At 59.8% G+C, this 13,576-nt stretch carries 13 protein-coding genes; 1 reads left to right on the top strand and 12 read right to left on the bottom strand.

The window, feature by feature from the left end; all coding sequences use genetic code 11:
• Window positions 1-65: 65 nt before the first annotated feature.
• The 6 genes from hemN to ccoG all read right to left on the bottom strand — a co-directional run bounded on the left by hemN (window position 66) and on the right by ccoG (window position 7,136).
• A complete protein-coding gene (hemN, locus tag JIO00_RS19955) occupies window positions 66-1,448 on the bottom strand; it encodes an oxygen-independent coproporphyrinogen III oxidase (protein ID WP_010456429.1) in 1,383 nt (460 codons plus the stop codon).
• Window positions 1,449-1,627: 179 nt separating this feature from the next.
• Window positions 1,628-2,311, bottom strand: a complete 684-nt coding sequence (locus JIO00_RS19950; protein WP_172791389.1) for a sulfite exporter TauE/SafE family protein — start codon at window positions 2,309-2,311, stop codon at window positions 1,628-1,630.
• Window positions 2,304-2,522 (bottom strand): cbb3-type cytochrome oxidase assembly protein CcoS, encoded by a 219-nt coding sequence (gene ccoS / locus JIO00_RS19945; RefSeq protein WP_042932684.1) that lies wholly within the window; start codon window positions 2,520-2,522, stop codon window positions 2,304-2,306. Before ccoS ends, JIO00_RS19950 begins: the two co-directional genes overlap by 8 nt.
• Window positions 2,523-2,544: 22 nt before the next feature.
• The gene (locus JIO00_RS19940; protein WP_200666703.1) at window positions 2,545-4,995 is read right to left on the bottom strand and encodes a heavy metal translocating P-type ATPase; all 2,451 of its coding nucleotides are present in this window, start codon (window positions 4,993-4,995) and stop codon (window positions 2,545-2,547) included.
• Between the two features lie 174 nt (window positions 4,996-5,169).
• The gene (locus JIO00_RS19935) at window positions 5,170-5,709 is read right to left on the bottom strand and encodes a FixH family protein (protein ID WP_010456420.1); all 540 of its coding nucleotides are present in this window, start codon (window positions 5,707-5,709) and stop codon (window positions 5,170-5,172) included.
• Window positions 5,710-5,720: 11 nt separating this feature from the next.
• Entirely contained in the window at window positions 5,721-7,136 is a 1,416-nt protein-coding gene (gene ccoG / locus JIO00_RS19930; RefSeq protein ID WP_010456417.1) for a cytochrome c oxidase accessory protein CcoG, read from the bottom strand.
• Between the two features lie 517 nt (window positions 7,137-7,653).
• Between ccoG and JIO00_RS19925 the strand changes: the two genes are divergently transcribed.
• Window positions 7,654-8,655, top strand: a complete 1,002-nt coding sequence (locus tag JIO00_RS19925; protein WP_169856793.1) for a metallophosphoesterase family protein — start codon at window positions 7,654-7,656, stop codon at window positions 8,653-8,655.
• 55 nt (window positions 8,656-8,710) lie between these two features.
• Here JIO00_RS19925 and ccoP (JIO00_RS19920) read toward each other — a convergent pair whose 3' ends face one another.
• The 6 genes from ccoP (JIO00_RS19920) to JIO00_RS19895 all read right to left on the bottom strand — a co-directional run bounded on the left by ccoP (JIO00_RS19920) (window position 8,711) and on the right by JIO00_RS19895 (window position 13,566).
• Complete coding sequence (gene ccoP / locus JIO00_RS19920) at window positions 8,711-9,694, bottom strand: cytochrome-c oxidase, cbb3-type subunit III (RefSeq protein ID WP_010456414.1); 984 nt, start codon at window positions 9,692-9,694, stop codon at window positions 8,711-8,713.
• Window positions 9,691-9,876, bottom strand: coding sequence for a CcoQ/FixQ family Cbb3-type cytochrome c oxidase assembly chaperone (locus JIO00_RS19915; protein WP_003175465.1), 186 nt, complete (start codon window positions 9,874-9,876; stop codon window positions 9,691-9,693). Before JIO00_RS19915 ends, ccoP (JIO00_RS19920) begins: the two co-directional genes overlap by 4 nt.
• Before the next feature lie 5 nt (window positions 9,877-9,881).
• Window positions 9,882-10,490 (bottom strand): cytochrome-c oxidase, cbb3-type subunit II, encoded by a 609-nt coding sequence (gene ccoO / locus JIO00_RS19910; protein WP_010456412.1) that lies wholly within the window; start codon window positions 10,488-10,490, stop codon window positions 9,882-9,884.
• Window positions 10,490-11,932: a cytochrome-c oxidase, cbb3-type subunit I gene (gene ccoN, locus JIO00_RS19905; RefSeq protein ID WP_010456410.1), complete on the bottom strand. Its 1,443-nt coding sequence runs from the start codon at window positions 11,930-11,932 to the stop codon at window positions 10,490-10,492. Before ccoN ends, ccoO begins: the two co-directional genes overlap by 1 nt.
• A gap of 483 nt (window positions 11,933-12,415) precedes the next feature.
• The gene (gene ccoP, locus JIO00_RS19900) at window positions 12,416-13,369 is read right to left on the bottom strand and encodes a cytochrome-c oxidase, cbb3-type subunit III (RefSeq protein ID WP_102594704.1); all 954 of its coding nucleotides are present in this window, start codon (window positions 13,367-13,369) and stop codon (window positions 12,416-12,418) included.
• Complete coding sequence (locus tag JIO00_RS19895) at window positions 13,366-13,566, bottom strand: cbb3-type cytochrome oxidase subunit 3 (RefSeq protein ID WP_102594714.1); 201 nt, start codon at window positions 13,564-13,566, stop codon at window positions 13,366-13,368. Before JIO00_RS19895 ends, ccoP (JIO00_RS19900) begins: the two co-directional genes overlap by 4 nt.
• Between the last annotated feature and the right edge of the window lie 10 nt (window positions 13,567-13,576).

Genomic DNA, 13,576 nt, shown 5'->3' with positions numbered 1-13,576 from the left:
CACGCGGCGATTTTGCCGCAGGGTCATAAAGCCAGCATTTTGTTAACCAACAAGTGAACGGATGACTAAATCACTCGCGAAAATCGCTGGTGATTGTGCTGTTGCAAGTAGGCATCGAACACCATGCACACCGAGCGCACCAGCAAGCGACCGGCGGGCAGTACGCTGATCCGCTCATTATCGAGGCTGATCAAGCCGTCCTCGGCCATGGTCTGTAGCTGAGGCCACAGGTCACCGAAGTAACCGCGAAAATCGATGTTGAAGGCCTGTTCGATCTGCGCGAACTCCAGATTGAACGTGCAGATCAACTGCTGAATTACCGCCCGTCGCACACGGTCATCAGCATTGCATATCAGGCCCCGGCTGGTTGCCAGTTGCGCGGTGGCCAAGGTGTTCTGGTACTGGTTCAAATCGCTGTTGTTCTGGCAGTAGAGGTCGCCGATCTGACTGATGGCCGAGACCCCCAGCCCGATCAGATCGCAATGACCGTGAGTGGTGTAGCCCTGAAAGTTACGCTGCAGGGTCGATTCTTCCTGGGCAATCGCCAGCTCATCGTCGGGCAAGGCGAAGTGGTCCATGCCGATGTAGCGGTAACCGGCAGCGGTCAGTTGTTCGATGGTGCGCTGCAGCATTTCCAGCTTCTGCGCCGGTGTCGGCAACTCGTTGCTGTTGATTCGCCGCTGCGGCATGAAGCGTTCCGGCAGGTGCGCGTAGTTGAACACCGAAAGCCGATCCGGTTGCAGCGCAATGACTTCGTCGACCGTGCGCGCGAAGTTTTCCGGGGTTTGCTTCGGCAAGCCGTAGATCAGGTCGATGTTGATCGAGCGGAATTGCAGGGTCCGGGCGGCGTCGATCACGGCGCGGGTTTCTTCCAGGCTTTGCAGGCGATTGACCGCCCGTTGCACCGCCGGGTCGAGGTCTTGCAGGCCAATGCTGACCCGGTTGAAACCCAGTTCACGCAGCAGTCCCATGGTCGACCAGTCGGCTTCGCGAGGGTCGATCTCGATGCCGTAGTCGCCGGAATCGTCGTCCAGCAGGTTGAAGTGCTTGCGTAATTGAGCCATCAACTGGCGCAGTTCGTCGTGGCTGAGAAAGGTCGGGGTGCCGCCGCCAAAGTGCAGTTGTTCGACTTTTTGTGCCGGGTCGAGGTGGCAGGCGATCAGCTGGATTTCCTGCTCAAGACGCTGCAAATAGGGCAGGGCGCGGCCTCGGTCCTTGGTGATGACTTTGTTGCACGCGCAGTAGTAACAAATGTTCGCGCAGAACGGCACGTGCACGTACAGCGACAATGGGCGCTGGGCCTTACGGCTGTCGCGCAGGGCGTGGAACAGGTCAAACGTGCCGACCTGCCCGTCGAATTGCACGGCAGTGGGGTAAGAGGTGTAGCGCGGCCCCGCCAGGTCGTAACGGCGGATCAGATCGGTATCCCAACGAATGGCGTCGAGCATCATGCGGGCATTCCCCCGGATAGGCTGGCAGTGTTCGCAAGTCTATGGGGGGCGACGCCGGGGCATCTTGATTTGCATCAACGGTCAGGATATGTGTGGCCAGTCAGGGCCTCTTCGCGAGCAGGGGAATGCATTTCAATGTAGGAGCGAGGCTTGCCCGCGAAGGCCGCACCACCGATCTAATGCCCCATGAGCCAATGCTGATGCGGCCCAGGCAAGGTCCAGATGCCGAACAACATCACCAGCAACCCACCGGTCATGCGCACACTGCGCTTGCGCAACAACGCCGTGACCCGCTCAGCCGCCAACCCCGTGGCCAGCAGCACCGGCCAGGTGCCGAGCCCGAACGCGAGCATCAGCAGCGCACTGTCCAGCGCATTGCCCTGGCTCGCCGCCCACAGCAACGTGCTGTAAACCAACCCGCACGGCAACCAGCCCCACAGCGCGCCCAGCAATAAGGCGCGGGGCAGGCTCGACACCGGCAGCAGTTTGTTGGCAACCGGCTGGATATGCCGCCACAGGCCGCGGCCAAGGCTCTCAATACGGGTCAGGCCGCTCCACCAGCCGGCGAGGTACAGGCCCATGGCGATCAGCAACAATCCGGCGATCACGCGCATGAACATGGCGGCCGGGCTGTTGGCCACTGCCCAACCCGCCAGGCCGATCAAAAGACCGGCCGTTGCATAGCTGAGAATTCGCCCCAGGTTGTACGCCAGCAGCAGGCGAAAACGGCGGCTGCGCTGTTCCTTGGGAATCGCCAGGGTGAGCGCGCCCATCAAGCCGCCGCACATGCCCAGGCAATGCCCACCGCCGAGCAGGCCGAGAATCACCGCAGACACCAGCAGTGGCGCCAACTCAAGCATGCGGAGGCGCCTTGTCGTCCGGTTTGGCCGGATGGCCGCTGGCTTCGTCGACTGCGGCTTGGTGGTTCGGATCCTGGTCGTCGAACAGAATGCTGTGGGCCGGGCCGTCGAGATCATCGTACTGACCGCTGTCGACCGCCCAGAAAAAGATATAGATAGCGATGGCCACGATCAGCAGCGCGGCCGGGATCATCACGTAGAGAGCTGGCATCTGGACTCCATGCCCGCGCGGCTCAGGCCGGCAGCGGGCGGGTTTCTGGCGTGGGCCGGACGCCAGGCGTGCTCGGCAGGCGAGTCAGGCGCAGGGCGTTCAGCACCACGGTCAACGAACTGATGGACATGCCGACCGCGGCCCATACCGGTGTGATCCAGCCGAGGGCGGCGAACGGCAACATGAGGCCATTGTACAGCCCGGCCCACAGCAGGTTCTCGATGATTACCCGACGGGTGCGCCGCGCCAGGCTGAAGGCCTGCACCAGCGCATCGAGGCGGTTGGACAGCAACACCGCATCGGCGCTGGTTTTCGCCAGGTCGGTGGCTGAACCCATCGCCACGCTGATGTCGGCTGCGGCCAGCACTGGCACGTCATTGACGCCGTCACCGAGCATCAACACCTTGCGGCCTTCCTTGTGCAACTGTTGCAGGACCTGCAATTTGTCATCCGGACGCAAACCGCCCCGGGCTTCGTCGATGCCCAGTTCGGCGGCCACGCTGGCGACCATCGGTGAGGTATCGCCCGACAGCAGCAAGGTGCGCCAGCCACGGGCCTTGCAGGCTTCCAATAGTGCCGGGGCGTCGGCACGCAAACGGTCATCGAGGACAAACCACGCCAGCGGCCCCTGGCTGTCGCCGAGTAGCAGCCATTGCCCGGCTTCATCGGGCATGGCCGGTGCGGCCGCGCCACTGAGTTCGCAGACAAAACCCGGCTGGCCGATGCGCAGGCGTTGCGTGCCGACCAGGCCCTCGAGGCCAAGCCCCGGCGTGCTGAGGACTTCTTCGGCCGCCAGCGGCGCTCGGCCAAATGCCCGGGCAATCGGGTGTTCGGAACGGTTTTCCAGGGCGGCGGCAAGACTCAGGCATTGATCGCTGTCGAGCGCGCCGAGCGGGCGGATCGAACGCAAGGCCAATCGCCCCTCGGTCAACGTGCCGGTCTTGTCGAAAATCACCGTGTCGATCTGATTCAGGCCTTCCAGCACATGGCCACGGGTCAGCAGTAAACCGAGTTTGTGCAACGTGCCGGTGGCGGCCGTGAGGGCGGTCGGCGTGGCCAGCGACAAGGCGCACGGGCACGTCGCAACCAGCATCGCCAGGACAATCCAGAAGGCTCGCGACGAATCCAGCTCCCACCACAACAGGCCGATTGCCGCTGCTGCGATCAATGACAGCAGCAGGAACCATTGCGCCGCGCGGTCAGCGATTTCCGCCAGTCGCGGCTTTTCGGCCTGGGCGCGGTCCAGCAGGCGGACGATGGCCGACAGCCGCGTGTCCTGACCCAGCGCCAGCACTTGCACGGTCAACGCGCCTTCGACGTTCAGGGTGCCGGCGGTGACCGCGTCGCCCTGGGTGCGCGGTTGCGGCAGGTATTCGCCGGTCAGCAGCGATTCGTCGATGCTCGACTGGCCATCGAGGATCTTGCCGTCGGCCGGCAGAATGGCGCCCGGATGCACCAGCACCTGATCGCCGACACGCAGTTCGCTGAGCAGGATTCGTTCGCTCTGGCCGTCGGCACTCAGGCGCAGGCACGAGGCCGGCAACAGGTTGACGAGCTGTGCGGTGGCGGCGGCGGTGCGCTCCCGGGCGCGGCGTTCGAGGTATCGACCGGCCAGCAGAAACAGCGCGAACATCCCCACCGCATCGAAATACAACTCGCCCCCGCCGGTGATCGAGGTCCAGATTCCGGCGATGTAGGCACTGCCGATGGCCAGCGACACCGACACGTCCATGGTCAGATGTCGGGTGCGCAAATCGCGCATCGCCCCTTTGAAGAACGGCGCACAGCTGTAGAACACGATCGGCGTGGTGAGGAACAGTGCGACCCAGCGCAGGATGGTGTGCAGCTCGGGACTCAAATCGATGTTGAATTCCGGCCAAGTGGCCATGGTCGCCATCATCGCCTGGAACCACAGCAACCCGGCGACGCCCAGTTGGCGCAAGGCCAGGCGGTTTTCGCTGGCCAGTTGTTCGCTGGCGCGGTCGGCTTGGTACGGGTGCGCGGCGTAGCCGATGTGGCGCAGTTCGCTGAGCACCTGACTCAATGGCAATTGCGCGTCGGCCCAGCGCACGTGAAGACGATGGTTGGACAGGTTCAGTCGCGCCTCTGCCACCGCCGGCAAGGCGCGCAGGTGTTTTTCGATCAGCCAGCCGCAGGCGGCGCAGCTGATGCCTTCCATCAACAGGGTGGTTTCGGCGAGTTCGCCGTCGTGGCGCACGAAAGGTTTCTGCACATCGGCGCGGTCGTAGAGCGCCAACTCATCCACCAACTGCACCGGCAAGGCTTCGGGGTTGGCCGATGACTCGCTGCGGTGCTGGTAATAGCTTTCCAGCCCGCCGGCCACGATTGCCTCAGCCACGGCCTGGCACCCCGGGCAGCAGAACTCGCGGGTTTCACCGAGGACCGCAGCGGTGAAGCGGCTGCCGCCCGGGACGGGCAGGGCGCAGTGGTAGCAGGGGGTTGGCGTGGTCATCTGTGCTGCCATGGAAACCATTGTGGCGAGGGAGCTTGCTCCCGCTCGGCTGCGCAGCAGTCGTAAACCTGCGAACGCGCTATGACTGAAAGAATCGGTTTGCTGGTTTCAGGGGGCGCTTCGCACCCAGCGGGAGCAAGCTCCCTCGCCACAGTTGACCGTGTTCACTGGAACTTACTTCTTCAGGTCTTCCGCGCCTTGCAGCGGCTCATCCCCGAGCAGCAGGTCCTTATCATGGCTGACCAGCTCTTCTTCGAACATGCGCCAGATGTGGTCGTCCTGAGTGCCCAGCAATTCGACAAAACGACGGCCTTCAATCTTGTCGCTCAATTGACCGATGTAGCGACCCTGCTCTGTTTCACTGCGGGCCAGGGTGATCTTGCGATCCTTTTCCGGCTGGGTCGGCGAGATCAGGTTCAGCTCAAGGGTTTCAGGTTGGCTGTTGCCGCTCAGGCGCAGGTCGACTTCGCCGGTTACGTCATCCAGGTGAACGCTGGCCCGCAGCAGCAGGGTCTGGGCCAGCAGCTCACGATCAAGCGAGCGGTTGATGCCTTTGCCGGCCTCGTAGTAGTTGTCGTTGACCAGGTTGTCCGGGTTGTTCACCGCGATGGTCACCATGGACAAGGTCAGGGTCACGGAACAAGCCAGGATGGCGATGATGATCCATGGCCAAAGATGCTTGTACCAAGGGCTTGCGGCGTTTGCTGCGGGCATGATTACTTCTCTCAACGAATTTGTGGGCCGATGAATCGGCTCTTGGCTTCAACGTGGATGCTGTCGTCGTCGGCATCCTTGAGGATGAATTTCACCTCGTTGGTGCTCGACGGCAATTTTTCCGGTGCCATGGACAGTTCCACTGGCTGGCTGAAAATCTCCCCGGCGGCGACTTTGATCTCGCGCTTGCCTTGCAGCTTGAGGTCCGGCAGACCGGAGGCTTCCAGTACGTAGGTATGGTCGCGCTGGTCTTTGTTCATGATCTTCAGGCTGTAGACGTTCTCGATCCGGCCTTCGGCGTTCTCGCGATACAACACGCGGTCCTTGCTGACGTCGAAACCGACCAGTGAACGCATGAAGAACGCGCCCGCCAGCAAGCCCATCATGGCCAGCAACACCAAGGCATAGCCGATCAGCCGCGGGCGCAGTTTATGGGTTTTTTGCCCGGACAGGTTGTGCTCGGTGGTGTAGCTGATCAACCCGCGCGGGTAGTCCATCTTGTCCATGATGCTGTCGCAGGCATCGATGCACGCCGCGCAGCCGATGCATTCGATCTGCAGACCGTCGCGAATGTCGATGCCGGTCGGGCAGACCTGGACACACATGGTGCAATCGATGCAATCGCCCAGGCCCATAGCCTTGTAGTCGACGCCTTTCTTGCGCGGGCCGCGGCTTTCACCACGGCGAGGATCGTAGGACACGATCAGCGTGTCCTTGTCGAACATCACGCTCTGGAAGCGCGCATACGGGCACATGTAAATGCACACTTGCTCACGCAACCAGCCGGCGTTGCCGTAGGTGGCGAGGGTGAAGAAACCGACCCAGAAATACGACCAGCCATCCGCTTCGCCGGTGAAGAAGTCGATGGTCAGTTCGCGAATGGGCGAGAAGTACCCGACGAAGGTCATGCCGGTGACGAAGCCGATCAACAGCCACATCGAGTGCTTGCTGAGTTTACGCAGGAATTTGTTGGCGCTCATCGGCGCCTTGTCGAGCTTGATGCGCTGGTTGCGGTCGCCTTCGGTGACCTTTTCGCACCACATGAAAATCCACGTCCAGACGCTTTGCGGGCAGGTATAACCGCACCACACCCGACCGGCGTACACGGTAATGAAGAACAGGCCGAAGGCGCTGACGATCAGGATCCCGGAGAGCAGGATGAAATCCTGGGGCCAGAAGGTCGCGCCAAAGATGAAGAATTTGCGTTCCGGCAGGTTCCACCAGACGGCTTGATGACCGCCCCAGTTCAGCCAGACCGTACCGAAATACAGCAGAAACAACCCGGCACCGCCCATCATCCGCAGGTTGCGGAACAGGCCGGTGAAGGCACGGGTGTAGATTTTTTCTCGAGAGGCGTAAAGATCGACGCTGTTGTTTGCGTCTTTGGCAGGCGGTGTGACGTCGTGTACCGGAATCTGATTGCTCATCATTGCATCCCACGGCAGTGGAAAAATGCCTCGGTCAGTACATGCCGACCGCGGTCAAAAAGAGGTGTTGCAGTGGCGCAATGATACGCCTGTCGCTCTGGCTCAAGGGTGCGACCTTTGGTCGCGTTGGGCAAATTCAATTGATGGTGTAGTGACTTGAATCAATTGACTTGTGGATTATGGACGGTTTTTCGTGATGTAGAGTCAGAGGATGGGGCGATTCCTGGCCGGTGCGTGGCCGACGGGAGCAGAACTGCTGACCTCAGTCATGCCACAAGCCTGCCGCAGCACTTTACGCCATGGCCGCCGTCATTTCAGGCGGCGTTTTGAAACTTGCAATGCGTTGAACTAACCAACTTGAGGTTGGGTAAGTTGTTGTTTTACGACGTGCAGCGGAAATATATTTATTTAATTGGTCTTTATGAGTTGTTTGAAGTTTTTGTCTGTTTCCAATAAGTTGGTTGGGTGTGGTTTGTTAGTTGCACACTTTATCTAATACTAATGGAAACGGAATTCTATGATTTCTAAGAAAGTTAAGCGGTTTGTGCTGGGCGTGTGCCTGCTGTCTATGGCGCCTTTGGCCTATTCAATCGAAGGTGCCCCACGTCATATGATCTTCGCTTCGGATACGCAGTACCCGTGGACGGACAAACTCGACCGCAGGGAACCCGAGTCCGATGCGGATTTCAAGACACGTTCAAAATGGCTGGTGGAGACTCAGTTTGCGAGTATTGCCGACTTCCGCAAGAACCATGCGCAATCCCACGTGCCGTTGATGATCAATGGCGACATCACCGCTTTCGGTCACGGCTGGCAGCGCTCTTACATGAACTCGATGTTGAAAAAATACTTCAATGGCGATTTCTTGTATGGCCTGGGTAACCACGACTATGAGAACAACGTGGATGATTGCTTCAGCAATAACTGTGCGGCCGGCAGTATCGTGGAGTTTAAAGAGCATCATGAAAATAAGGTTGATAATTTTGATTTGAAAATTACCGGCAATTTTCTGAGTCGGCTGTATTCCGGCAGTCTCGCCTATTCCAAGAACATAGGGGACGTCCATATGGTGCAACTCAATAATGAGCCGACCTATGCCACCAGGATTGCTCATGCGTTAAACCCGACGACGTTCGACATCACCAGTACCTTGGATTGGCTTGAAAACGATTTGAGAGTCGCTCGGACTCAGGGTTACGCCATCATTATCAACATGCACAAGCCACTCGAAATGATGGGTAATAGTGAGCAAGAGTGGCGCTTTTATCAGATGATCAGGAAGTATGAGGTCACTGCCATCTTCGCCGGCCATCTCCATGATAAAGGTGGTGATGCCTATGAAGTGAATGGCGTGCCGATGTACCTGAGCGGTGCCACTTCTCAGCAAACCTACCTGGTTGCCAGTTTCTCGGAGGATCGCAAGCAGTTGCAGATCAACCTGGTGACGGACAACCAATGGCAGAGCCGAAAGCTGTTGGATACGGTACCGGTAAAATCGATCTGGGCCAGTCGCCCATGAAAAAGGCCCCGCCAGATCACTGGCGGGGCCTTGTTTGTTGCGTCAGGCGTTGGCCTTACTGAGCGTCTTCCGCCGGCGCTTTCTCACCGTGAGAAAGGCTGTAGACGTAAGCGGCCAGCAGGTGAACCTTGTCGTTGCCTTGCAGCTGTTCTTGCGCAGGCATCTGGCCCTGACGGCCATAACGGATGGTCTGCTGCAATTGAGCGAAGCTCGAACCGTAGATGAACGCAGCCGGGTGAGTCAGGTTCGGCGCGCCCATGGCTGGCGTGCCTTTGCCTTCCGGACCGTGGCACACCGCGCAGTTGGCGGCGAACAGCTTCTGACCGGCAACCGGATCGGCCTTGGTGCCTTCCGGCAGCTTGCGGCCATCGAGGTTGATCAGTACGAACGAAGCAACGTCCGCAACGCCTTGCTCGCCGATCACGTCAGCCCATGCCGGCATGACCGCGTGGCGGCCACCCATGATGGTGGTCTTGATGGTTTCTGCCTCACCGCCCCAGCGCCAGTCGGCGTCGGTCAGGTTAGGGAAGCCATAAGCGCCCTTGGCGTCGGAGCCGTGGCAGACCGAGCAGTTGGAGGCGAACAGGCGGCCACCCATCTTCAGGGCTTGCGGGTCCTTGGCGACTTCTTCAATCGGCATCGAAGCGAACTTGGCGAAGATCGGGCCGAACTTGGCGTCCGACTTGGCCATTTCCTTTTCCCACTCGTGAACGCCGGTCCAGCCGGTCTGGCCGTTGGCGAACGCGGTCTGCTTCTCGTTATCCAGGTAGTTGTAACCCGGCAGCAGGCCTTTCCAGTTACCCAGGCCCGGGTACAGCACCAGATAGCCCAGGGCGAAGATGATGGTGCCCACGAACAGCATGAACCACCATTTCGGCAGTGGGTTGTCGTACTCCTCGATCCCGTCGAAGGAGTGGCCAACCGTTTCTTCGGTGGCTTCGCTGCGCTGGCCCTTGCGGGTGGACAGCAGCAGCCAGGTCAGGGCGAAGATAGTGCCGAGACTGAGGACTGTGACGTACAGACTCCAGAACGTAGTCATTCTTTGTTACTCCTAGAAGCTTGCTCGACGTGCTTGATGGCTTCGGGATCATCCGCGAAAGGCAGCAAGGTCGCGTCTTCAAACTCCGACTTGCGCTTGGGGCTGAATACCCACAACGCCAGACCGATGAAGGCCACCATCACAACAACGGTGCCCAGGCCACGAATCATCCCGATATCCATCTAAATCACCGTTTGCTTTTGATGATGGTGCCCAGGCCTTGCAGATAGGCCACCAGCGCGTCCATTTCGGTTTTGCCCTTCACAGCATCCTTGGCGCCGGCGATGTCTTCGTCGGTGTAAGGGACGCCGAGCGTGCGCAAGACTTCCATTTTCTTGGCGGTGTCTTTGCCGTCGAGCTTGTTTTCCACGAGGAACGGGTAGGCCGGCATTTTCGACTCGGGCACTACGTTGCGCGGGTTGTACAAATGCGCACGCTGCCAGTCATCGGAGTAACGACCGCCGACACGGGCCAGGTCCGGACCGGTACGCTTGGAACCCCACAGGAACGGGTGGTCCCAGACGCTTTCACCGGCAACCGAGTAGTGGCCGTAACGTTCGGTTTCAGCACGGAACGGGCGGATCATCTGCGAGTGGCAGCCGACACAACCGTTGGCGATGTAAATGTCGCGGCCTTCCAGTTCAAGGGCGGTGCGAGGCTTCATGCCTTCGACCGGCTTGTTGGTGACGTCCTGGAAAAACAGCGGAACGATCTGGGTCAGGCCGCCGACGCTGACAGCGATAACCATGAAGAAGGCCAGCAGGCCAATATTCTTCTCGACTGCTTCATGCTTCATCAGTGAGCTCCAACTACAGCAATCTGTTCAGCAGCTTTGGCTTCAGCCGGGTTCGAGGCACGTACGGTACGCCATACGTTGTAGGCCATGAACAGCATGCCGCTGGCGAAGAACGCACCGCCCAGGGCGCGAACGATGAAACCAGGATGGCTGGCTTGCAGGGCTTCGACGAACGAGTAGGTGAGGGTGCCGTCGTCGTTGATTGCACGCCACATCAGACCCTGGGTGATGCCGTTGACCCACATCGAAGCGATGTACAGAACGGTACCGATGGTCGCGAGCCAGAAATGCGTGTTGATCAGGCCGATGCTGTGCATCTGCGCGCGACCGAACAGTTTCGGGATCATGTGGTAGATGGCGCCGATCGAGATCATCGCAACCCAGCCCAAGGCACCGGCGTGTACGTGGCCGATGGTCCAGTCGGTGTAGTGCGACAGCGAGTTCACGGTCTTGATGGCCATCATCGGGCCTTCAAAGGTCGACATGCCGTAGAAGGCCAGCGACACCACCAGGAAGCGCAGGATCGGGTCGGTGCGCAGCTTATGCCAGGCGCCCGACAGGGTCATCATGCCGTTGATCATGCCGCCCCAGCTTGGCGCCAGCAGGATGATCGACATCGCCATGCCCAGCGACTGAGCCCAGTCCGGCAGCGCGGTGTAGTGCAGGTGGTGCGGACCGGCCCAGATGTACAGGGTGATCAGCGCCCAGAAGTGCACGATCGACAGGCGATAGGAGTAGATCGGACGCTCGGCCTGCTTCGGAACGAAGTAGTACATCATCCCCAGGAAGCCGGTGGTCAGGAAGAAACCGACCGCGTTGTGGCCGTACCACCACTGGATCATTGCGTCAGTCGCACCGGCGTAGGCCGAGTAGGACTTGAAGAAACTGACCGGCAGGGACGCGTGGTTGACGATGTGCAGCATCGCCGTCACGACGATGAAGGCACCGTAGAACCAGTTACCCACATAGATGTGCTTGGTATTGCGCTTGGTGATGGTGCCGAAGAACACCAGACCGTAGGACACCCAGACGATGGCCAGCAGAATAGCCAGGGGCCATTCCAGTTCCGCGTATTCCTTGGTGGTGGTGTAACCCAGCGGCAAGGTAATAATCGCGCCGACGATCACCGCTTGCCAACCCCAGAAGGTGAAGGCCGCGAGGCTGTCGGAAATCAGTCGCGTTTGGCAGGTTCGCTGCACGACGTAATAAGAAGTGGCAAACAGAGCACAACCACCGAAGGCGAAAATCACCAGGTTGGTGTGCAACGGGCGTAAGCGTCCAAAAGTCGTCCACGGCAGACCGAAGTTCAATTCCGGCCATACAAGCTGTGAGGCGATGAAGACACCAAGCCCCATGCCAAGGATCCCCCAGACCACCGTCATGATGGCGAACTGGCGGACTACCTTATAGTTATAAGCAGTCGGACTGATTGCTGTGCTCATTCTAAGGTTCCACGGTTTGGGTGTTTTATTAGGAGTAAAAATCGGCCGCAAGTATGTAGAAAGCGGGGGGTCATTGCAACGCGCCATGACCTGGGTCAATGCTTTCAAAAGCTGATTCTGCGGCCTTTCCATGCGCCGCGTAAGGACAAAATTGACCTCGGACAAAATGTCGCTGCGAACGAAAAGGGTGAGGGGGGCAGGTCAGTTGTTACGGGGTGTGTTCAAACACAACGATCGGGTGACCGACGGCAATTGGCACGACAGCCGGTATCTACCAGCCTTTGCGGCCTGTCATCGAGCAGATTCGTTGAACACATCGGGCAAGGTCGACCTGGAACCGGCTCATGCCAGTCCGCATCGGAGCAAGCTTAGACCCGAATCTGGTGAACCGAAAGGAGGACCAACGGAGGGGTGCGACACTTGGTCGCAAAGAGGCAGGGAACTGCCGCATCCGGGCGAATGCGGCAGTAGAGCGGTCGAGATTTATTCGCGTTTGCCTTCTGCTTGCAAACGCTCGGTGCTCAGACCGTGGGACAGGCTGTAAACGTAAGCGGCCAGCAGTTGCACCTTGTCGTTGCCGAGCAGTTCGTTCTGCGCCGGCATATGGCCCTGGCGGCCATGGCGGATGGTCTGCTGAAGTTGCGCCAGGCTTGTACCGTAGATGAACCCGGCCGGTTGCGTCAGGTTCGGCGCGCCCATGGCTTCAGTACCTTTGCCGTTTGCACCATGACAGGCTACGCACGTGGTGCTGAACGCTTGCTGTCCGGCTTGCAGGTCGGCGGTGTCGCCAGCCGGCAATGGCAGGCCCGCCAGTTCATGACGTACATACGCGGCTACGTTCTTCACACCGGCCTCACCGAGGATTTCCCCCCAGGCCGGCATTGCCGCCATGCGACCGCCCATGATCGTGGTCTTGATCATCTCGGCGTCACCGCCCCAGCGCCAGGTGCTGTCGGCCAGGTTCGGGAAGCCGAAAGCGCCCTTGGCATCCGAGCCGTGGCACACCGAGCAGTTGGACGCGAACAGACGACCGCCCATTTTCAGCGCTTGCGGGTCCTTCGCCACTTCTTCAACGGGCATGGCCGCGAATTTGGCGAAGATCGGCCCAAACTTGGCGTCTGCCTTGTTCATCTCCTTTTCCCATTCGTGGACGCCGGTCCAGCCGTCCTCGTAACCCGGCAGGACGCCTTTCCAGTTGCCCAGGCCCGGATAAAGAATCAGGTAGCCCACGGCAAACACCAGCGTGCCGGCGAACAGCATGAACCACCACTGCGGCAGCGGATTGTCGTACTCCTCGATGCCGTCGAAGCTGTGGCCCATGGTCTGGTCGACACTGCCCTTGGTTTCACCCTTGCGGGTGCCGACCAGCAGCCAGGTCAGGCCGATCAGGCTGCCGATAGTCAGTACGCAGATCCACGTACTCCAGAAGGTGGTCATGGCCGGGTACTCCTTGTTTCAGGTTCTTGGGTGGCGTCGTCGGCCAGGGGTTCATCGGCGAACGGCAGCAAACGCGCTTCGGCAAATTCCGGGTTGCGCTTGCTGTTGAACACCCATAGCGTCAGGCCGACGAAAGCCACGAACACCACGACCGTGCCCAGGCCGCGGATCATTCCACTGCTAATCTCGCTCACTATTTCGAAGGGC

The sequence above is a fragment of the Pseudomonas sp. SW-3 genome, assembly GCF_016615645.1.
In the GTDB taxonomy this organism is placed as follows: domain Bacteria; phylum Pseudomonadota; class Gammaproteobacteria; order Pseudomonadales; family Pseudomonadaceae; genus Aquipseudomonas; species Aquipseudomonas mandelii.
The sequence above is the reverse complement of the archived record's forward strand: the minus strand, read 5'-3'. Positions and strand labels throughout refer to the sequence as shown.